Consider the following 20894-nt stretch of genomic DNA (forward strand, 5'->3'; position numbering starts at 1 on the left):
AACCGCATCATGCCCGCCTCCACCCACCGCACCCCCTCCACGGCCAGCGAGGGGCCGATGAGTTACGCGATCTTCCAGCTCGCCCGCGCCCACCGCGCCCGTGCCGCCGCCATGCTCCGCGAGATGGACCTGCATCCCGGGCAGGAACTGCTGCTCATGCAACTCCTCGACCGGGACGGCCAGACCCAGTCCGAACTGCTCGAATCCGTCGGCCTGGACCACTCCACCGTCTCCAAGTCCCTGCGCCGCATGCAGGACGCCGGCCTGCTCGTGCGCGAGCCCGCCCCACACGACCGGCGCGTCATGGTCGTCCACCTCACCGACAAGGGCCGTGCCATGCGCGAGCCCATCGCGGCCATGTGGCAGGCCCTGGAGGAGACCTCCGCGGTGAACCTGTCGGCGCAGCAGGCGGAGTCCTTCGTCCGCACCGCCTACGTCATCGCCGACGCGATCAACAGTCGCGCTGTTCCGCAGGAAGAATCCGAGTAACTCCCCTCGGCCTGCACCCCGGTTCCGGCCTGGAGTGCGCTTCGTTTCCGGCGTCCCTGCGAAGCGGACAGTGCTGCAGCGCACTCGGCTCATGAAGACCCGTGCTGAACGGAGCCAGCCTCCCCAACTGTCGGAAGAAGCCCGGTGAGCCGAGCCGGCGGATGTGGCGGTACCCCCGCTCACCCCCGTATGTCAGGGAGAACGGGGCTGAGCGGGACCTCAACGTCCGGGGCAAGCGCGAGCTGTCCCGGTGGAGGAAGGACGGAACTCATCCGGGGCAGGGCAACACCCCCGCAGGGACGGGGAGCCCTTCCTTGTCGCCGGCCGGCCGCACTTCGAGGACGGGCGCATCACCCGCGTCCGGGTCGCCTTGGACCTCGGCAAGCCCGTGCAGGCCGGCGGTGACCCGCGCCGCGGATCCGCCCACCACAGGCCAGCCCCTGAGCGGCCAGGGCCGACGGCGCCCGCGGCCACCGCTGCCTCGCTCACCTAATCCCCCACTACTGACCTGATGGAAAGTGAGACTCCCATGACCACCACACTCCCCGTCCTCGTCGTCGGCGCGACCGGTTCCCTCGGAGGCAAGGTCGTCGACGAACTGCTCAAGCGCGGTAAGAACGTCCGCGCTCTGGTCCGGCCGACCACCGACGCGAGCAGGCTCGAAAGGCGGGGTGTCGAGATCGCCCGCGGCGACATGCTCGACCTCGACTCGCTCGTCGCCGCCATGAACGGCGCCGATGCCGTCATCACCACCGCCGCCGGCTACACCCGCGGCGGCAAGAACGCGCACGACATCGACACCGTCGGCAACGCCAACCTCGCCGAGGCCGCCCACCGCACCGGCATCCGGCGGTTCGTCCTGACCAGCATCCTCACCAGCGACCAGACGCCCCACGTCCCGCACTTCTGGCACAAGAAGATCGCCGAGGACAAGCTCGAACAGCTCGGCGTCCCGTTCGTCGCCCTGCGCCCGGGAGCCTTCCTCGACCAGATCGCGACCATGGCGGGCAACCCGATCGACAAGGGCCGTCTGACGTGGATCGGCAAGACCACCGTCCCGCTGACCTTCGTCCACACCTCCGATCTCGCGGCGTACCTGGCAGCCGCCGTCGACGCCGAGGCAGACAACGGTGAGCGCATCGACATCGGCTGGGACCGTCCGGTCAGCATGCGCGAGATGGCCGACCTGATGGGCGACCGAGCCGGAAAGAAGATCAAGGTACGGGCCGTCCCCTCCGCCGTCGCCCGCGCCGCGGGAGCCACCGTCGGCCGCTTCATGCCCCTGGTCAAGGACATGGCCGCGATGTTCGGCTGGTTCGACAGCGGCCGCTACGTCGCCGACCCCCGCCGCCAGGAGCAGCTGTTCGGTCCCGTCCCCACGGCCGAGGACGCCCTCGCCCGGTACACCGACGAGCTGGGCACGGCGCAGCACCGGTGACCAGCCCGCATGCCGGCCCGGCCGCCCGGGCGGGGCCCAACCGGCGAGTGGGAGGAGCCCTCTGACAGATCGCCGTACATCCTGCCGCACCCGGAATGCGACCTGCCGGGCCGACTCCAACCGGGCTTCACCTGAACTGGCAAAACCACGGCACCTGCTGCGGTGGCAGCGGTTCCTGACAGCCAGGAGTTCTCCAGGGGAACGACGTGGCGCGAGGCCGGCCGAGTGGGTCGAGTGACCCATCAGGACCGTTTCCCCTTCGGGCCGTTTCCCTGCCCGTCTGCCATCACCGGGACGTTTCCTCATCCGCCGGTATCAGCACTGCCTCCTCCGCCGCCGGCCCGGGACTCAACTCAACTGTCCGCCCTGTGGATGGCTGCCCCAGCCACGCAGCCATCAAATAGGACAACGAATCCACCCCGAAACAACGTCGACCTGGACACCTCTGCGCCGCCCGGCCCCTGTACGGCACCTGGATCTTGGCATCGGCCCGCAGAGCAGCCACCCGAACCGCGAGCGACAACCTCGAACACCTACTCCGCCGCAGGTCAGAGGGGTGGAAACTCCCCCGAGTACCACCGGATCCCAAGCCCAAGAGCAGCGGATTCAGTCCGTCCAGGCAAAGTTGACGACCCGGCACCCGAAAATGAACGTTTCAGCAGGTCAGAGGCCTGCACAGGTGGGGCGGGTGGGACTCGAACCCACGGCCGACGGATGATGAGTCCGTTGGGGATCTTGGCGGCCCTTGCCGATCCACGCCGATCCGTGACCTTTTCGCAGGTCAGACGCGTTGATCGGTGTCAGTCCTGTGCGGTGCTTGTCGATGTGTTCCTGTCCTTGTGGCCCCTCAACGGCCCCTGAGCGTCTTTGAGGGGGCGCTTGCAACCGCAGTAGTCCTCGTCCGCCCAGTCCGCCCAGTCCGCCCAAGGGGATAGAACCTTCACACAGCGGATTACCCTTCCCGCAGGTAGACGCCCGGTCCCCGGTGCCCGGGAGCCCCCGCCGGGGAGGCCAGCGCCAGGGCCCAGCCGCGCAGGGGCGCCCGTCACTGACCTGGGTCAGCCCGTCCCGTTCGGGGCAGTAGGTGCCGCTGGCGAGGACGACCTTGCTGGGCAACTCGCCGGGCTGCTCGGTCGTCGACACCTGCCGGTGGTTCCTCAGAGGGATGGTCACCCCGCTCCAGTCCCGGCGGCAGCCGCTTCGTCAGGCGGGCGCGGCCCGGGCACGCGGATCCAGTTCCTCGACAAGCGCGGTGAGAGTTTCCGGCTGCGGGAGTTACTGGGCACCGTGTCGAGGTCGGACTCGACGGCGAGCCGGGCGAGTGTGCCGGCGACGTTTCCGCTGCCAGTCAGTCCAGGAGTCGTCATGGTGTGACAGCCGGATCACCGGCGCTCACCTTCTCCGCCCCATCGGCTTGCAGGCCCCCGGGCCGCCCGTCCTGTCAGGTGCGTGGCTCGCCGAGCAGGGTGGTCACCAGGTCGAGAAAGCGGTCGAAGTCCAGGCCGGACACGGTCCGGACGATGGGCAGGTCCTCTCGCCCGTGGTGGGCTCGCCGTTCCACGACCGTCATTCCTCGGGTGAGTTCGCCGCGCCGTTCGACGTCGCAGCGGACTTCGACACACTCGATGAGCGTGGGGTCGATCAGGGCCGCGACGGCGACGCTGTCTATGAGGGAGCAATAGGACTGGTAGCCGCGGCCGTTGACGTAGTCCACGACCCGGGCGGCGAGAGCGGCCTCGGGGGTGTGCGCGTGGCGCAGCCGGTCGAGGTCGCCGTCGCGGAAGTTGATGCGGGGGTGGGTGGCGATGTCGAGTCCGACGGCCACGAGATTGAATCCGGCTCGGAAGACCCGGTGAGCCGCTTCCGGGTCGACGAATATGTTCCATTCGCTGACCGCGTTGTCGCCGGTGGCCTGGGACCACGCGTAGGGGGTGAGTCCGTAGGAGCCACCGATGATGACCAGTTCGGTCACCTTCTCGGGCAGGTGCGGGTCGATCTCCAGGGCGAGGGCGATGTTGGTCAGCGGGCCGAGTCCGGCGATGCTGATGTCGCCGGCGTGGGCGTTCACGGTGTCCACGATCAGTTGCGGGGCCCGGCGCGGGTCGACGGTGCGCTTCGAGACGGGGAAGTGGGACTCGGCGAGGCCGTCGGTGCCGTGCGAGAAGGGGTCGACCGGATAGTCACCGTCCAGTGGGAGCAGCGGGCCCTGGCCGACGGGGATGTCGTCGCGGCCTAGCAGGTCGAGGACGCGTAGCGCGTTGGCGGCGGTCCGGTCCGAGGGCAGGTTGCCCGTGACAGCGGTGACGGCGCGGGTCCGCAGCTCGCGCGACTTCAGCGCGATGATGATCGCGAGGGCGTCGTCCATCCCGGGGTCGGTATCGATCAGAACGTTCTTCATGTACGCCTTTCCTGCGTCCGGCATCCAAGTGCTCTGGCCGAGCCCCGGGACTTAAAGGTATGGTAGATATAACAACAAGAAGATTCAATGGCTGATGGCGGCGCACGGGAGGAGCGAAGTTGTCCGAGCGGCTTGTGGCGGTGTTCTCCCACGCGGTGACCGACGAGGTGTACACGGCGGACGGAAGGCTTGCGGCCCGCGAGGTGGGCGGGGCCGGAGCGTACGCCGCGGTCGGGGCGAGCCTGGTTTCGGCGCCCTGGGGTACGGCCATCGTGTCCGGCGTGGGCGCCAGGGACCGGCGGCGGCTGAGCGACTGGTTCCGCCGGCGCGAAGTGGACCCCGTCGGTCTGTTCGAGGTCGGCGAGCACAGCCCGGTCACTCGTGTCCGTTATCTCGACGACGGGGAGCGCGTCGAGGAGTCCGTGTTCGGGGACGCCCACTTCGCCGCGCACACTCCTTTCCCCAGCCGGTCGCCACTCGGGCCGGACCGGCTGGAGGGGGTGTATCTCTTCCACGACTCCGACGAGCGGTACTGGCAGGAGGTCGCCGCCGCGCGCCCGCGATGGCATGGCCCGGTCCTGTGGGAGATCGCCGCCAACGCCTGTACGCCGGACGCCCGCTCCCGTGTGATGGAGCTGGCCGGGCTCGTCGACGTACTGTCCCTCAACGTCACGGAGGCGGCAGCCCTGACCGGCCGGACGGACCCGCTGGAGGCGCTGTCCCGGCTGTCGGGACACGGGCTCGTCGTCGTGCTGCGGTGCGGCGCGGCCGGTTCGCTGGTCCGGCACGGAAACCGGCGCTGGCACGTGGGGGTGGCCCCCGGGCCGGTGGTCGACCCCACCGGAGGCGGCAACGCGTACTCGGGCGCCTTCCTGGCCGCCTACGCCGCGACCGGCGACATCCCGGCCTCGGCGCGGGCGGCCGCAGCTGCCGCGTCCCACGTCATCGCCCAGTACGGCGCGCCGGCCGTCGGCCCGCTCGACCGGGACGGCATCCAGCGGCACGCCCGAGCAGTAGCAGTGGAGATGTCCGCGACCACGTGACGGAGGAGCCCCATGGCCGACCCCGGCTGGAACCCCGCGCAGATCTACGACGCCTAACCGGTGCGCCGGCCACCTGCCCCGCCGGGGGCTGATGCGGAACGGCGGGCCCGCACCGTTCAGGTCGAACCCGCAGCGCGTGGCCCGCTACGTCCTGGTCACCTCCGCGATCCACTCTGCGCCTACGACGAGGATCCGGCCGAGCAGATCGCGCGACGGCTCGACGAACCCGAGCGGATCGACCCTTATAGCATGTACACGACATATTCGGGCGGCTGCAGCGGGGTTCCGGTGACCGTGGCCTCGGGCGGTAGCGGCTCCCCCGAGGCCGCCGGCCCCGGGGACGCGGTGGTCACCATCTGCGTCGTCCGGGACGAAGTGACTCCGACTTCTGCGAGGTAGGCCACCCAGGGTGGGCGGCCACTTTCAGCCGCGCCATCTGGACATCCTCGAAAGCTGGGCCCGGACCGGCGTGCTCAAGAACGGGAGTCGGCCGCCGTGGTGACGCTCGCCGGGTTGTTCGGCAGGCGGGGCGGCTCGGTCTGCTCCGTCGCCGACAACGCCATAGCCGACAGGCCCTTCACCGCTGGGGCCGGTCACGTGGCCGCCATCGACGTCGCGTTGCGCGGAGTGGTCCAGCTCGCCCGCCTCGACGCCGCCACGGCCGCCTCGGGCAGCGGCCACTGGGCGCCGACACCCTTCGAAGACATGGCCGGAACTCGTTGACACGGCATAGCAATGGTCCTATGGTACTGAAGTCAGTACCAATACCAACAGTGCCGATAACGACGAGGTTCACGGTGCTCCTGGCGGCCCCCGCACGGGGTCGGGTGCGCGGAAGCAAAAGGAGCTGGTACATGAGCAGATCAGGGATCCGGGCGCTCGGCGCGGGCCTGGTGGCAATGGCGGCCGTACTCTCGGCGTGCTCCGGCGGCGGCTCCTCGTCCGCCGGTGGTCGTCAGACCCTCCAGCTGTGGTTCTGGGGCGCGTCGCCGCAGCAGCAGAAGACCATGCAATCGGTGCTCGTCGACGGGTTCGACGCGTCGCAGAGCAAGTACGACCTCAAGGTCACCTTCAACAACGCCGTCGACAAGAACGTCCAGGTGGCGCTCTCGGCCAACAAGGGCCCTGACATCGTCTACGGGTCGGGGCCGGCCTTCTCGGCGGCCTACGCCGTCCAGGGCAAGCTGGCGGACATGACCCCGTACGCGGAGAAGTACGGGTGGAAGGACCGGATCCTGGCGCCGATGTACGAGTCGGGGACCGCACACGGCAAGCTCTACTCGCTGCCCAACTCCCTCAACAACCTTGGGGTCTTCTACAACAAGAAGGTCCTCGCCAAGCTGGGCGTCGGGGTGCCGACCACCTTCACCGAGCTGACCGCCGACATGGACAAGGCCGCCAAGGCGGGCCTGTACCCCTCGGTCACCGGCAACAAGGGCTGGAAGCCGGTCAACCAGAACTACATCTCGATGTTCCTGACGCACGTGGCGGGCGGCAAGGCCGTCTACGACGCGCTCCAGGGCAAGATCAAGTGGACCGACCCGAAGATCGCCAAGGCCGTCGACGACTCCGCCGCCTTCTACAAGAAGGGCTACCTCGGCGGAAAGGACTACGCGGACCTGAACTTCGCCGAGTCCATGCAGCTGCTGGCCCAGGGCAAGTCGCCCTTCTTCTTCGGCCCCACCCTGGCCTTCCAGTTCGCCAGTGACTCCTTCAACGACGCCGCCGGGAACACCTCGGACCTCGGCTTCGCCCCCTTCCCCAACGTCACCGCGGGTCTGCCCTCGCCCAGCGGCACCCTCGGCACCACCGCCTCGCTGTCGATCAACGCGCACTCCGCGCACAAGGACGGCGCGGCCGAGGTGATCGACTACATGATGAGCGAGAAGTTCGCCCAGCAGATGAACAAGTCCTGGCCCGGCTACTGGGGCGTCCCGCTCAAGAAGTTCGACCTCGACCCCGCCTCCTACACCGGTCTGTCCAAGGCGTACGTCCAGTCGGTCAAGGACACCATCGCCACCGTCAGCAAGGGCAACTACGGCTTCTTCGCCGGCACCTTCTTCCCGCCGGCCACCGCCACCGCCTTCACCGACGTGGACGGGGTCTGGCTCGGCACCGAGAGCACGACCGACTTCCTGAACAAGGTGCAGTCGACCTTCGCCGCCGAGAAGGCCAAGGGTCTGGTGCCCCCGGTGCCCGAGCCCGCCGGGTAACGGTCCCGCCCCACCGACCCAGAGCCGTCGGATGCCGCGAGCGCACAGCGCGGCATCCGGCGCTCGGAGGAACGCGAGCATGACAGCTACGGCAACTCCGGCGCCCCACCAAGCCGGCCGGCCCCCCGCGCCGGATCACCGGGCCCGCCGCGCCTACCAGCGGCGCCGGTCCCTGGTCAACCACCTGCTGGTCGCACCGGCCCTGCTCCTGTCCGTCCTGGTGGTCGTCGTACCCGGCGTCCTGACCGCGATGGCCGCCTTCACCGACTGGACCGGCATCGGCTTCCACGCCGACTACGTCGGCCTGCGCAACTTCACCGACATCCTCGCCGACCCCGTCTTCACCACCGCCCTGGGCAACAACATCAAGTGGCTCGCCCTCTTCCTGAGCCTCCCCGCCGTCATCAGCCTGCTCACCGCCTGGCTCCTGCTCCGCAGACGCCGCACGCGCACCTTCTACCAGGTCGTCTACCTCATGCCGTACGTCCTGGCGCCGGTGGTCAACGCGATGGTGTGGCTGAACATCATCTACAACCCCAACGGCGGGGTCACCGGGGCCCTGCACATCGACTCACCGCTGTCCAGCCTGCACGGCGCGATCTACGCGGCCGCCGCCGTCGACATGTGGCACTTCTGGGGCTTCCTCACCGTCGTCTACTTCGGCGCCCTGCGACAGACACCGGTGGAACAGGTGGAAGCGGCGATCGTCGACGGCGCCGGCTCCTGGCAGGTCTTCCGGCACGTCTACCTCCCGAGCATCCGCCCCACGCTGCTGCTCATGGGCGTGATGACGGTGATCTTCTCCTTCCTCGCCTTCGACTACGTCTACCTGCTCACGCAGGGCGGTCCCGCGCACTCCAGCGAGGTGATGGGCACCTACGCCTACGCCTTCGCGTTCTCGGCGTTCGAGTTCGGCAAGGCGTCCGCCGTCGGGCTGATCATGAGTTTCTTCGGACTGATCGCCTCGTGTGTCTACACCTGGATGAGCCGGAGGCAACTGTCGTCATGAGGAACCACAGCAGGAACCACAGCGTGAAAACCCGGTGCAAGGGCGTCATGGCCCACACCGTGCTCCTGGTCTTCGCCGCCACCGCGCTCTTCCCCCTCTTCCTCGTCCTTCTCAACAGCTTCAAGTCCAACGCGGGCGTCACCGGCAGCCCGTTCTCACTGCCGGAGTCGTTCAGCCTGTCGAACTTCACGACCGCCTGGCAGTACGGCGCGTTCGGCACCGGATTCCTCAACAGCGTCCTGCTCACCGGCACCACGGTCGTCGTCGTGCTGGTCTGCTCGTCCCTGGCCGGGTACGTGCTGGCCGGACAGAAGATCCGCATGTGGCCCGCCGTCATGGTCTACCTGACCATGGCCATGACGGTGCCGATCCAGCTGTTCATCTTTCCCCTGTACGCCGGGGTCGCCGCCCTGGGGCTCCTCGACAACGTCTTCGCGGTCGGTGTGATCCTCGCCGCCATCAACATGCCGTTCGCGACCTTCCTGATGCGCACCTTCTTCCTCAACGTCCCCAAGGAACTCGAAGAGGCGGCCCTGGTCGACGGCGCCAACGTCCTCCAGCTGATCCACCGGGTGCTGCTCCCCGTCGTACGACCCGGTCTGATCACCGTGGGCGTCATCGTCGGCCTCAGCGCCTGGAACGACTTCCTCATCTCCTCGACCTTCCTGCACGACCCGTCCGACCAGACCGTCACCCTGGGCTTCCTGTCGATGAACGGCACCTTCTCCACCCAGCTGGGCGTCATGATGGCGGGCGCCCTCGTCCTCATCCTCCCGGTCCTCGGCGTCTTCATCGCCCTGCAGCGGTACGTCGTGGACGGCATGGCCGGCGGCGCGGTCAAGGGGTGACATGACGACGCATCCCGTAGCGACGCATCCCGCGGACCGGTACGCCGAGCAGGTGTACGCCGGAGTTCTCGGCAAGATCATCGGCGTCTGTCTCGGACGCCCCGTCGAGGGCTGGCCCTACCAGGACATCACCGACCGGTTCGGAGAGGTCGGCCGGTACGTCAACGACGACCTCGGCGTCCCGCTGGTCGTCGCCGACGACGACATCTCCGGCACCCTCGCCTTCGCCCGCGTCGTCCTCGACAACCATGCGGAAGCGTTCCTGCATGAACTGGACTGGCGCGGCGCACCGGAGCGGTTCGAGCAGAGCGGCGTCCTGCTCGCCTCCATCTGGGACACCAAACCCCCGGCACTCGCGCCCTGGGTGAGTTCGGCGAAGAACTTCGAGGCCGACTTCGCCGTCACCTACTCCGTCTCCCACCCGGACGCCCTCGGCGTAGTCACCACCGGCACCCGGGAGTGGACCGACTACGCCGTGGCCAGCCGGCTCACCCTCTCCCTGCACGAGACCGCCGGCCTGGTCGTCCGCAGCAGAGGCCACCGCCGCTTCTACGCGGGAGCCTTCACCGGCGGAGACCGCCTGCGCCTGCTGCGCCAGCGCGACGGCGAACACCACGTCCTTGCCGAGACTCCGTTCTCGTACGAGCGCGACCACCCGTACGCGGTGGAACTGCGCTGTCGTGGCAGGGATCTCGCGCTGTCCGTCGACGGCAGGACCCGGCTCACCGGCACCACCGCCGACACCCTCGGCGGTGGCACGGGCTTCGTCGTCGAGCGCGGCGCCGTCGCGGCCGACGGCGTACGCGTCTCACGACTCGCCGCGCCCTGGGCGGGCGGGACGGCGTGGGCAACCACCCATGGAACCACCATGAACAGACAAGAAAGGCACATCGATGAGCACTCCCCCCACGATCGGCAAGTGGCTGAGCTTCAGCCTGAACACCAAGCCCGCCGACGGCTTCGCCGCTCCTGTGGGCTTCACCGATCTCACTCCGCGGCTCAGGGACGCCGTCCCGCCGCAGCTGGGCGACGGAACGCTCACGGTCTACATCCCGCACACCACGTGCACGCTGATCCTGAACTCGGGCGTCGACGGCACCACGCTGCACGACATCCGGCTGTTCATCGAGGGGCAGATACCCGTGAACCGCCCCTTCGTCCATCTCCACGACGGGCCGCAGGACGCGGCCGCGCACGTCCGGTGCGTGTTCGGTGCCCAGTCGCTGACCCTGCCGGTCATCGACGGGGAACTGGGGATCGGCCACAGCCAGGGCGTCTACCTCCTGGAGCTGGACGGGCCGCGCGACCGCACCGTCCAGTACGCCTTCTCCCGGTTCTCTCAGTGACGCTGGTCGGCATCCACGCGGGCCTGTCGGTCGACCATCTGGTCACCGAACCCGCCGGGGCACGCTTCTCGTGCCCCGGCGGGCCGGCGCTGTTCGCCGCACTCGGCGCACGGCTCGTCGCCGGCACGCACGTCCGCGTGAGCTGCCCGCTGCCTGAGGACGATCCGGGTTTCGCGCGGATCTTCGACGACTTCGGCGTCGACCGGCGGCACTGCCGCCAGGTGCCCACCGTGCCGAGGTTGTGGATCCTGAACTCCGCCCGCGGACGGCGCATCGTCACGCAGGACACGGCAGCGGGTACCGAACTCGAAACCCCAGGGCACCGGCCCGGGTCGGAGGACCCGCTTCCCGCGCCGACGGCCGGTTTCGAGGACGGCCTCGACGGGCTGGTGGCCTCGTCCCCGGCCGAGCGGCCCGCGGCGGACCCGAACACCCTGGTCGGCCTCGACCCGCACCAACTCCTGGTCGCCGAACAGGGCCTGGCGTACCTGCGCCGGGTGGTCTCGGCAACGACCGTACTGCTGCCGAGCCGGGTCCAGCTGACCCTGCTGGACTCCGATCCGCGCCGCGCCGCCAGGTCACTGGCGGCCGGGCTGGGTCTGCCGGTGATTGCCCGCCTCGACGCCGAGGGCAGCTACGTCGTCACGGCCGACGGCCTCTGGTCCATACGCGACCGCGCGGTCACCGTCGTCGAGACCACCGGCGCCGGAGACGCCTGCGCGGCGGCTGTCGTGGCCGCCCTCGCCGCCGGCGCCGACCCGGTCGAGGCCGCCGTGTTCGGCACCAGCATCGCCCGTACCGCCCTGGCCGGCTGGGGCCACGAGGCACTCGCCGCGGCGGCCCCCATCTCGCGTCCCTTCCCAGGCATCACCACCCGCAAGGAGATCTAGAACCATGCCCGCCGCACCCGAATCCGCTCCTGTGTCCGCCTCCGCATCGGCAAGCGCCGCGCTGCATGCCGCGCTGCTCGATGCGTCCCCGGTAGCCGTCGGCAGCGTCCCGGACCTGGGACGCGCGGTCTTCGTAGGCTCGGGGGACTCCCTGGCCTCCGGACTGATCGCCACCGGATTCGGCCACCGTGCCCTGTCCGCGGGCGATGTCACCTGGAGCGAGACCCTGCCCGCCGCCTGCGACACCCTTGTGGGCATCTCGCACTCCGGGACCTCCGGCGCCACCGTCAGGGCCCTGCGCATGGCGCGGACCGCCGGACTGAAGACCGTAGCCATCACCTCACAGGCGTCCTCGCCACTGGCGGACGCGGCCGACGAGGTCCAGCTGGTGCCCACGCTGCGGGTGGAGGAGGTGGTTCCCTGCGCCGGGCACGTCATGCTCGCCCAAGGGGTGGCCGCCGTGTGCGGAGTCGACACCTCACACTTCAACCGGGGCCTCGCGAAAAGCCTGGACGGCGTACGCGAGAGTGTCGACGCACAGCTGAAGGCTCTGCCCGAGTCCGCGCCGGCCGCCATCTCCGTCCTGTCTCTTCCGGAGCTGTGCAGCGGAGCCGACTTCTGGGTCCTGAAGCTGATCGAGGCCTGCGGACTGGCGGTGCGCAATGTGCCCCTGGAAGAGAGCGGGCACGTCGACTACTTCATCGGCCCCGAGGCGCACCTCACCCTCCAACTCATGGGTCCGCGCGGCCGATCGCGATTCGACCGCCTGGCCGATGCCCTGCGTACCACCGGCCAGACCGTCCGCCAGGTCGACACCCGCGATCTCACGAACCCCAGCGCACCGGACGCCGCCATCCTGCGTGACATCGCCACGGCGGTGGCAGGGGCCTGGTTCGCCCACGGTGCGGCGCTGCGGTGGGGCCGTCCGCCCTTCCGCGGTGGAGCGGTGAACATGGACGCGCGGCACATCAAACTCGATTCCTGACGCGAGCGACGCTCCCTTCGCGCGACCTGCCGTTGCCGCGAGTCCAGCGATAGGTGATAACTTCGAGACCAATTGTGTGGCGCGACGTGGTTGTCGGCGCGCGAAGGGTGAGGGGAGTCTGACCGTGTCCGTCGTCGATGGCGCGACGACCGACCGGGGTCGCATGTCCGTGCACCCGGTGGATCGAAAGTCGCCCATGCCAGCCTGGGCCCAGGTACAGCGCGATCTGCGTCGGCAGATCGACCAGGAACTCCAGACGGGCTACCGGCTGCCGACCGAGCGTGAGCTCTCCGAGCTTTACGGCGTCAGCCGCATCACCATCCGCCAGGCGCTCAGTGCCCTGGCCGCGGATGGCTACGTGGAGCGCCGGCAGGGCGCCGGCACCTTCGTCGCCGACATTCCGGAACCGGTCCAGCACGACTTCGCGCTCACCACGCCATGGCGGGACCGCTTTCACGCCGCGGGCCAGACCGCGAAGTCCATCCACCTGCACGACGCCCCCACCGAGCCCGAGCCCCATGAGCTGACCAGGCTCATCACACCGGAGGAAGCCTCCGCCAAGCGGTTCCACCTCAAGCGGCTCCACGTGGTCAACGACCGCGCCATCGGGCTCACGGACTCCTGGGTCCCCGAGCCCATGGCGCCCGGGTTGCCCGATCAACTCCTCGTCGACGGCTCCCTCTCCAGGACCCTTCGGGAGACCTTCGAGCGCGTCCCCTCCGACACCAACCACTACCTCGAAGTCGGCGCGGCCAACTCCCAGGAGGCCCGCCTGCTCCACACGACCCTCGACGCGCCGCTGTTCGTGGTGTGGTCGGTGGCCCGCCTGGAGGACGGCCGCCTGCTGGAGACGACACGGACCGTGTGGCTCGGCAGCAGGGTGCGCTTCCACTACACGTCGGCTTTTCCCGGCTCGTGACCTTGGTGATGTCGATCGACCCGGCGGTCACAGTGACCGGGTGCGCCGCCGGCAGCGTGGCGGCGGCGCCGCGCACCGGGAAGGTGGTCTCCCCGCACGTCATGACGTCCCTCCGGCCGAAACAGTGGGGGTGCCGGTGCCGGGCCCGCACGACGTCGAGGTCGTGCGGACCGCCCCGCACCGGAGTTTCTGCTGCCCCTCGTCATCGGCGGGTTCACCACGCGTGCCCTGCTCGATGACGAACCGCCGACGCAGGCTTACCTCCTTTCCTACAGGTCGATTCCCGGGTGGGCGGCCCGCAGTTCGTCGGCGTGGGCGCGGACCGAGTCGAGCGAGGACAGGTCGAGCTGCTGGACCGTGATGTCCGCGCCGGGCGTGATGCCGGTGAGCCGTGCGACGGCTTCTCTGCCTTTGCCCACGTCTCGTACCGCGAGCACCACCGACGCGCCACGGGCCGCGAGCGCGTTCGCGATGCAGCCGGTCGAAGGCACTGGTGATCACGCCGGTCCAGGGCCAGTGAGGGCCCAGGCGGAGGTAGCGGCGGCGGCCGGTGGTGACCCGTTGCGCGGCGGCGGAGAACAACCCACCGCAGGCACTTGGGTTCCCGGCGGCGGGCGTCGCCGGTCAGCGCGAGCATCGGCATCCAGGCCAGCAATTCGAGCGCGGGCTGGACGTTCTCCAGCCAGATCCGGTTCTGCGTCATCTCGTGCAGCGGGAGGTTGCGCAGGCCGGTGTCCCGAGCGGCGCGGACGCGGTCCTCGGCGCGGGCGCGCTGGCGGTGCCGCAGTTCCTGGGCGGCGATCGGGAGGGCGGTGTGGCCGCACTCAGTTCCTGCTCGCGCCCACCGCGGTGGCGGACGTCCGGGTGAGGATCTCGCTCGCTTGGTCGATCACTGCCCGCGAGGCGTCGTTGAGGCAGGCGTAGCCGCCCCGTGTCTCTCCCCCGTCGTCGGCCCGCGGCCGGACGGCGACCAGTTGCCGGTTCCCTCCCGCCCGTTCGCACCAGTCGTCGACCGGATACACCTGACGCACCGTCACGCGCGCGTCGGTGTCATCGCTCCGGACGTAGAACACCAGCACCGCGCCCGCGCTGAGAGGGGTCAACGGGGACCGGGAAACCGGACTGAACGAAACGATGGCACGGGCCCCTGAACGGGCGCCCGCCGGCAGGGCGACCTGCCACCCCCGACTCGGCTCCCGGGACAGACCGGCCCGCGGGATGTCGGTGAACCCGGGCGGCGCCCAGGATGCCGGCGGTGCTGCCGCAGTTTGCTCCGGAGGCGGGGAGGAGGGCCAGGTCTGCACCACCACGCCGACCGCCGCAACGACGACTGCGGCGGTGGCGCCCGCCAGCCAGATACGACGACGGCGCCGGTACGCCGTCACCCGCTGCCGGATCTGCTGGACCCGCCGGGGATTCGAGCCCGCCGGAGTGGCCCGGGCCAGCATCAGACGCAGCAGTTCCTCTTCCGGCCCCTGTGCCGTCTCTTCTTCCGGACGCGTCACGGCTGTTCACCGACTTCCAGGAGATGTGACGGCGTGAGCTGGTGGCGCAGGAGCCGAAGTGCTTTGACGGCCTGGCTCTTGACCGTACCGGGACGGCAGCCCAGCACCTGGGCGGTCTCCTCCACACTCAGGTCCTCGAAGTAGCGCAGTACCACCACCGCCCGCTGCCGTGGCGGCAGTTGACGGATCACAGAGGCCAGCGACTGCTCCAGATCGATGTCGGCGAAGACGTCCCGGGCCGGGGAGACCTCCGGAAGGTCCCGCGTGGGTGTCTCGCCGCGCCAGCGCCGTCGCCACCAGGTCGCATAGGTGTTGACCAGCGCCCGGCGCGTGTACGCCTCCGGGTTGTCCCCCGCAATGCGCGACCACTTGGGCCACACCCGGGCCAGAACCGTCTGCAAAAGATCCTCCGCCGCGTGCGCGTCGCCCGTCAGGAGCCATGCGGCCCGGTACAAGCGGTCCCCGCGGGTGGCGACGAAGTCCTCGAATCCCGGCTCGCCGTCCGCCGCCGATTGGTTCACTCCGTCGCGCCCCTGCCCTCGTCGTCCCTCCCGTACCCCGTCAACCACACGGCGTGGCCGAACGGTTGCCTGCTCGGGCGCAGTGAACTGTCCGGTCGCCATCAACCTAGCGCCGCCGTGAGGGCCTTGGATCCGCCGACAGCCGCTGCCCGCAGGGAGGTGCGGGCCAGGTCGAGGGTGATCGTCGGCCGGTCGGCGGCCCGCTGGGCGAAGCCGCGGTCGGTCCCCGCGATGATCAGGGCGAGTCGGTGTCCTGCCGGGACGACGTGGTCGGTGGCCGCGAGGTCGAGAGTCAGAGTGCATGGCTTGCCGGGCGCCAGCGCCGCGACCTTGTGGGCGTCGGCACAGGTTCCCAGGGCGGCCCAGCCCCGGCTGAAGACGGTGGAGGTGACGTGCGTGGTGTCGGCCTCGGTCTGCTTGTAGCAGGCGCTGTCCGCGGTGGTGCTCGCGCCCCAGCAGGTCCGGCCGACGACCGTGGTGATGCCCAGGCCACCGGAGCCGTACTGCCGGATGGTCGCCGGTCCGATGTCGACGAGGACGGCCGACAGGCTGGCGGTGGGCGTCGTCGGGGTGGCGGTGACGGTCAGCTCGGGTGAACCCGTCAGGTGCAGGGCCTTGCCGAGCGGCTGGGTGAGGAAGCCGGCCTTGTCCGGGGTCGAGGTGGCGGCCTGCTCGGCCCAGTCGAGTTCGCTGTGGTCCTGGTCGTCGGTGAAGGTCGCGGTCGCCGTGCCGGGTGACGTGCCGAGGGTGCCCACGCCTTCTTTCGCGCCCCTGCCGGGGCTCAGCGTCACGGACGCGGCTGCCCTGGGTGGCCAGACGGTGTCCGTGGTCCAGTGGTCGGGGGTGCGCTCCACGTCAGCCATCGGCGCGCGGTCGATTCCGTTGTCGTAGCCGAGGAGTTCGTGGTCGAACCAGCGGTGCAGCGTGTCCACCCACTGCGCGCGACGGTAGTCGAAGGGGTCGACGTGCCCGGTCTGGCTGAGCCAGATCTTCCGGTGCACCCCGGCCTTGGCGAGGGCGTCCCACCACCGGCCGAACTCCTTGGGACGAACGGCGAGGTCCTGCAGACCGTGCACGACGAAGACACTCGCCCTGACCTTGCCCGCGGCGGCCACGTAGTCCCGTTCGCTCCAGATCGGCGACCAGTCACCGGACCGGGCCGCCTGGTCGCCCAGCGGCTTGTTCACGGCGGCGCAGCGGGCGCCTGTGGCGTCGGTCTCGACGGTGCGGATCAGCGTGCCAGGGGTCGGGGCGCTGCCGACCAGTTGGACCCCCTGGGAGAAGTAGGCGTCGTACCAGGAGGAGATGGAGCTGATCGGGACGATCGTCTTCAGCCCGCGTACACCGGTGGCGGCGACGCCGTTGGCGACGGAGCCGTCCCAGCTCTTGCCGATCATGCCGGTGGCGCCATTGGTCCAGGACGCGGCGGCACGCTGGGATCCGGTACGGGTGGTGTAGGCGTGGGCACGTCCGTTCAGCCAGTCGATGACGACCTTGGCGGACTGCACGTCGATACGTCCACCAGCGTCGGTACAGCCGTCGGAGCGGCCGGTGCCGGGGAGGTCGACGGCGACGAAGGCATAGCCGCGGGGCACGAAGTAGTTGTCGTAGAACAGCGGCATCCGGATCAGACGGCCCTTGGCGTCGTACGTCTTCTTCTGGCTCTCGTTTCCGCGGCCGCAGCACGAGTAGTAGGGGCTGGCCTCCATGACGACCGGGATCTTGCGGCCCTTAGCCGCGGGTTCGCCCGGACGCACGATGTCGACGGCGACCCGGTCCTCCTTCCCGTCGCCGTCCGAGTCGAGTCCGGTGCCGACCCAGACGCTCTCCCGCACGGCCTTCTGGTACGAGTACACCGCTTTGCTCTCCCCGGACAGGCCCGGCTCGCCCGTCCCGGACCCGTCTGGCCCGCTCACCGCCGGAGAGGCCGACCCGCCCGTCTCCGCCGTCGACGGACCTCCCAGGAAATGGACGCCGGCCAGCAGCACGGCGGCCACCGTGGCTGCGATCACCGCCACGGTCAGCGGCGCGCGCGGCCCGCGTCGGCGAGGTGACGCATCAGATCGGTGGGAACGCATGGACGCAGCCTTCGGTCGCTCGGCATTCGGACACAGGGCAGACGACTCCGCACGATCGCGGGGCCACCGCCTCCATGCCGTCAACAACCTGGGTACCGTTGGAGGTTGCCCTGTTCCGGAAACGTCTGCCGGCCACCCCTGCTCCAGCCGCGTGCGGTACGGCCGGCCTCGGTCCCGTCTCCCGCGCGACCGTGCGCGGCAGCGGGTGGTTCGCCGCACTCGCCGCTGTCAGGCCCGCGAAGCCGAACGCCGGGCAGGCGGCGAGGAGCGTGGCGTTCGTGCCGTCGAAGTGCAGGGTGCCGGCGAGGTGGAGCAGGCCATGGGTGCGGCGGCGGTCAGGGACGGACGAAGCGGTCGCGATACCCGTGACGACGACGGCGAAGCTCGCGCCGGGCACGGCGAGCGTCACGAGAAACAGGAACCTCATGAGTCATCCAACCCGGTGTTCCGCGAAACGCTACGAGCGGCCAATTCGACCGGGCCGACGTCGTCCTGCCCGCGCCGCGCGACCAGCAAATAGGACAACGAATCGGCCCGGAGACACCGTCAACCTGGACACGGCCGCGCCCTCCCGGCCCCTGTACGGCCCCTGGATCTTGGTACCGAGCCTCCAGACAACCTCTCGGACACCCGGAGCCAACCTCGATCACCTACTCCGCCGCAGGTCAGATGAGTTAGAGCTCCCCCGAGTGCCGCCGGACTCCGAACTCACGAGCAGCGGATCCAGTCCGTTCAGGCAAAGTTGACGCCCCGACACCCAAAAATGAACGTTTCCGCAGGTCAGAAGCCTGCGCAGGTGGGGCGGGTGGGACTCGAACCCACGGCCGACGGATTATGAGTCCGCTGCTCTAACCGGCTGAGCTACCGCCCCATAGCGGCGTGTCGCGTACATGTGTGCGCGCCGTCTGCCGCAGCATAGCCGCTCATACGATCTCCTGCTTCGTATGGTCGACTTCGCATGCCCTCAAGGACTCCGCTGTGACCTGCACGGTTCCCGGGGCAAGGGTGATCACATGAAAAAGGACCCCTTCGGGGGTCCTTGTTCAACGCGCTCTCCCGACTGGACTCGAACCAGTAACCTGCCGGTTAACAGCCGGCTGCTCTGCCAATTGAGCTACGGAAGATCGAAGCTCCCCCGACTGGACTCGAACCAGTAACCTGCCGGTTAACAGCCGGCTGCTCTGCCAATTGAGCTACGGAGGAATGCCTCGTTGCATCGAACGTACCTCCCTGGGTATTCGCCAGGGGGCGGGCGTTCGCTGCGACACATACATTAGCGCAAGCAGGGGGGTGCTCCGCCAATCGGTACTCCTCCACGACGGAAGGGTGGCTCCGCCATGCGCTACAAGCTCACGTTCGTCGCCGGGCTGGCACTGGGTTACGTGCTGGGCACCCGGGCCGGACGGGAACGCTACGAACAGCTGAAGAAGTCGGCACGTCAGGTGTCCCAGAACCCCGCGGTCCGCAACACCGCCGAGTCGGCAGCCCAGCAGGGCCGCCAGTTCGCGGGCAAGGCGTACCACGTGGTGAGCGAGAAGGTGGGCGAGCGGGTTCCCGAGTCGGTGACCCAGAAGGTGCGCTCCCTGCGGGACAGGAACACGAATGGTGCAGCACAGGACGACTGGGGCACCAGCAACACATAGGCAGGCGATGCCGGAAGCAGACCTGGGGGCGCGGGAAACGGCGCGAGATGCCGCGCCGCACCCGCGCCCGACAGCGCCCGCGCACCCCCGCGGCGCGTGGCCCATAGAATTTCCGCCATGGGGATAGTCGCCGGGCTGGACAGTTCGCCCGATTTCACTCGCATCGTCGTCTGCGACGCGGACACCGGTGCCGTGCTCAAACAGGGGTATGCCCCGCATCCGGTGGAAGGCCGCCCCTCCGACGTCGACCCCCAGGCCTGGCTCCTCTCCCTCGGCGAGGCGGCCGGCGGCGGTCTCCTCGAGGGCGTGCAGGCCATCGGCGTGTCGTCCCAGCAGAACGCCGTCGTGCCGCTGGACTCCCAGGGCAACACCGTGCGTCCCGCACTCGTCGGCGGCGACAAGCGCGCCCAGGTCGCGGCGGCCGATCTGGTCGACGCGCTCGGCGGGCGCGAGGCATGGGCACAGGCGGTGGGGTGCGTACCCCAGGCCGCCCAGCCCGTCACCAAGCTCCGCTGGCTGGTCAAGAACGAGCCCGACGCGGCCGCCCGCACCGCCGTCCTCCTCCAGGCCCACGACTGGCTGGTGTGGCAGCTCCTGGGCAGGCCGGTCCGCCGGACCACCGACCGTGGCGGCGCCTCCGGCACCGGCTACTGGTCCGCCGCCACCGGCGGCTACCGCACCGACCTCGTCGAGCTGGCGCTCGGTCACCAGGCCATGCTGCCCGAGGTGATCGGCCCCTCCGACGCGGCCGGTACGACGCCGGAGGGGCTGCTGATCTCCGCCGGCACCGGCGAGACCATGGCCGCCGCCTTCGGGCTGGGGATCGGGCTCGGCGACGCCGTCGTCTCGCTCGGCGCCTCCGGCTCGGTCATGGCCGTGCATCCCGAGGCGCTCGTCGACAACACCGGGATGATCACGTCGCTGGCCGACGCCACCGGCATGCACCTGCCGGTCGTCACCACGCTGAACGCCGTACGCACCCTGCGCGGCACCTCCGAGCTGCTCGGGCTGCCCGACCTGGAGAGCCTGTCCGAGCTGGCGATGAAGTCGACGCCGGGCTCCCACGGCCTCGTACTGCTGCCGTATCTGGAAGGCGAGCGGACGCCGAACCTGCCGCACACCGCCGGGACGCTCGCCGGGCTGCGGCGGGAGTCGATGAAGGCGGAGCATCTCGCGCGGGCCGCCTTCGAGGGCATGCTGTGCGGGCTCGCCGACGCGCTCGACGTGCTGCGTGGACGCGGTGTGGAGGTACGGCGGGTCTTTTTGCTGGGGGCGGCGGCCGAGCTGGCGGCCGTGCAGACGGCGGCGCCGTCGATCTTCGGGGCCCAGGTCGTCGTACCGCAGCCCGCGGACTACGCGGCGCGCGGTGCCGCCCGGCAGGCCGCCTGGGCACTCGGTGTGTCGCAGGGCACGCTCGACCCGCGGAACCCGCCGGCCTGGCAGGGGGCGGCCGCGCAGATCCTGGAGCCCGGTGAGGACCTGGCGGTGGGACAGGCGGTGCGGCAGCAGTTCGTGTCGGTGCGGGATCAGACGCATCCGGGGGCGTTCCGGTCGTAGCGGAAGGTAAGA

18 protein-coding genes, 4 tRNA genes and 3 pseudogenes are annotated in these 20894 nt (G+C 69.8%); 14 read left to right on the forward strand and 11 right to left on the reverse strand.

Annotated elements, in window-relative coordinates; translation table 11 throughout:
- Positions 1–9 precede the first annotated feature (9 nt).
- Both TN53_RS21435 and TN53_RS21440 read left to right on the forward strand, forming a co-directional pair.
- Positions 10–489: a MarR family winged helix-turn-helix transcriptional regulator gene (locus tag TN53_RS21435; protein WP_046260203.1), complete on the forward strand. Its 480-nt coding sequence runs from the start codon at positions 10–12 to the stop codon at positions 487–489.
- A gap of 529 nt (positions 490–1018) precedes the next feature.
- Positions 1019–1927: an SDR family oxidoreductase gene (locus TN53_RS21440; protein ID WP_046260204.1), complete on the forward strand. Its 909-nt coding sequence runs from the start codon at positions 1019–1021 to the stop codon at positions 1925–1927.
- Positions 1928–2607: 680 nt separating this feature from the next.
- Here TN53_RS21440 and TN53_RS47355 read toward each other — a convergent pair.
- Positions 2608–2686 (reverse strand) — tRNA-Met (locus tag TN53_RS47355).
- A gap of 682 nt (positions 2687–3368) precedes the next feature.
- A complete protein-coding gene (locus TN53_RS21445; protein WP_046260205.1) occupies positions 3369–4325 on the reverse strand; it encodes a nucleoside hydrolase in 957 nt (318 codons plus the stop codon).
- 119 nt (positions 4326–4444) lie between these two features.
- On the opposite strand from TN53_RS21445, the gene TN53_RS44155 reads away from it, so the two are divergent.
- From TN53_RS44155 to TN53_RS44170, 10 genes and pseudogenes are all read left to right on the forward strand, one after another.
- Positions 4445–5368, forward strand: coding sequence for a carbohydrate kinase family protein (locus tag TN53_RS44155; protein WP_095046628.1), 924 nt, complete (start codon positions 4445–4447; stop codon positions 5366–5368).
- Positions 5369–5863: 495 nt separating this feature from the next.
- Positions 5864–6091, forward strand: coding sequence for a hypothetical protein (locus TN53_RS21455; protein ID WP_046260206.1), 228 nt, complete (start codon positions 5864–5866; stop codon positions 6089–6091).
- A 131-nt stretch (positions 6092–6222) separates the two neighbouring features.
- Positions 6223–7581, forward strand: coding sequence for an ABC transporter substrate-binding protein (locus TN53_RS21460; RefSeq protein WP_159038164.1), 1359 nt, complete (start codon positions 6223–6225; stop codon positions 7579–7581).
- A 79-nt stretch (positions 7582–7660) separates the two neighbouring features.
- Entirely contained in the window at positions 7661–8590 is a 930-nt protein-coding gene (locus TN53_RS21465) for a carbohydrate ABC transporter permease (RefSeq protein ID WP_095046630.1), read from the forward strand.
- Between the two features lie 23 nt (positions 8591–8613).
- Entirely contained in the window at positions 8614–9438 is an 825-nt protein-coding gene (locus TN53_RS21470) for a carbohydrate ABC transporter permease (RefSeq protein ID WP_234441660.1), read from the forward strand.
- Position 9439: 1 nt separating this feature from the next.
- Positions 9440–9664: pseudogene (locus TN53_RS49580) on the forward strand (ADP-ribosylglycohydrolase family protein); the annotation flags it as partial.
- Between the two features lie 667 nt (positions 9665–10331).
- Complete coding sequence (locus TN53_RS48385) at positions 10332–10784, forward strand: secondary thiamine-phosphate synthase enzyme YjbQ (RefSeq protein ID WP_052745270.1); 453 nt, start codon at positions 10332–10334, stop codon at positions 10782–10784.
- Positions 10781–11674: a PfkB family carbohydrate kinase gene (locus TN53_RS48390; RefSeq protein ID WP_052745271.1), complete on the forward strand. Its 894-nt coding sequence runs from the start codon at positions 10781–10783 to the stop codon at positions 11672–11674. Before TN53_RS48385 ends, TN53_RS48390 begins: the two co-directional genes overlap by 4 nt.
- A 4-nt stretch (positions 11675–11678) precedes the next feature.
- On the forward strand, positions 11679–12659 hold the full coding sequence (locus TN53_RS44165) for an SIS domain-containing protein (RefSeq protein WP_052745272.1): 981 nt from the start codon (positions 11679–11681) through the stop codon (positions 12657–12659).
- 124 nt (positions 12660–12783) lie between these two features.
- Complete coding sequence (locus TN53_RS44170) at positions 12784–13578, forward strand: GntR family transcriptional regulator (RefSeq protein WP_052745273.1); 795 nt, start codon at positions 12784–12786, stop codon at positions 13576–13578.
- A gap of 272 nt (positions 13579–13850) precedes the next feature.
- On the opposite strand, the pseudogene TN53_RS21500 reads toward TN53_RS44170, so the two are convergent.
- The 9 genes and pseudogenes from TN53_RS21500 to TN53_RS21535 all read right to left on the reverse strand — a co-directional run.
- Positions 13851–14048, reverse strand: a pseudogene (locus tag TN53_RS21500) (short-chain dehydrogenase); the annotation flags it as partial.
- A 4-nt stretch (positions 14049–14052) separates the two neighbouring features.
- Positions 14053–14392 (reverse strand): annotated as a pseudogene (locus tag TN53_RS49585) (transposase); the annotation flags it as partial.
- Between the two features lie 10 nt (positions 14393–14402).
- Positions 14403–15083, reverse strand: a complete 681-nt coding sequence (locus tag TN53_RS21505) for a hypothetical protein (protein ID WP_046260210.1) — start codon at positions 15081–15083, stop codon at positions 14403–14405.
- Positions 15080–15604, reverse strand: a complete 525-nt coding sequence (locus TN53_RS21510; RefSeq protein ID WP_046260254.1) for a SigE family RNA polymerase sigma factor — start codon at positions 15602–15604, stop codon at positions 15080–15082. Before TN53_RS21510 ends, TN53_RS21505 begins: the two co-directional genes overlap by 4 nt.
- A 101-nt stretch (positions 15605–15705) precedes the next feature.
- On the reverse strand, positions 15706–17682 hold the full coding sequence (locus tag TN53_RS21515) for a Xaa-Pro dipeptidyl-peptidase (protein ID WP_095046633.1): 1977 nt from the start codon (positions 17680–17682) through the stop codon (positions 15706–15708).
- Positions 17663–18109: a hypothetical protein gene (locus TN53_RS21520; protein WP_046260211.1), complete on the reverse strand. Its 447-nt coding sequence runs from the start codon at positions 18107–18109 to the stop codon at positions 17663–17665. The genes TN53_RS21515 and TN53_RS21520 overlap by 20 nt, the downstream gene beginning before the upstream one ends.
- Positions 18110–18479: 370 nt before the next feature.
- A tRNA-Ile gene (locus TN53_RS21525) sits at positions 18480–18553 on the reverse strand.
- A gap of 180 nt (positions 18554–18733) precedes the next feature.
- Positions 18734–18806: transfer RNA gene (locus tag TN53_RS21530), tRNA-Asn, on the reverse strand.
- A 6-nt stretch (positions 18807–18812) separates the two neighbouring features.
- Positions 18813–18885 (reverse strand) — tRNA-Asn (locus tag TN53_RS21535).
- A gap of 134 nt (positions 18886–19019) precedes the next feature.
- On the opposite strand from TN53_RS21535, the gene TN53_RS21540 reads away from it, so the two are divergent.
- Positions 19020–19325, forward strand: a complete 306-nt coding sequence (locus TN53_RS21540; protein WP_046260212.1) for a hypothetical protein — start codon at positions 19020–19022, stop codon at positions 19323–19325.
- A gap of 117 nt (positions 19326–19442) precedes the next feature.
- On the forward strand, positions 19443–20882 hold the full coding sequence (locus TN53_RS21545) for a xylulokinase (RefSeq protein WP_046260213.1): 1440 nt from the start codon (positions 19443–19445) through the stop codon (positions 20880–20882).
- Positions 20883–20894 lie beyond the last annotated feature (12 nt).

It is taken from the genome of Streptomyces sp. WM6386 (assembly GCF_000972385.1).
GTDB lineage: Bacteria > Actinomycetota > Actinomycetes > Streptomycetales > Streptomycetaceae > Streptomyces.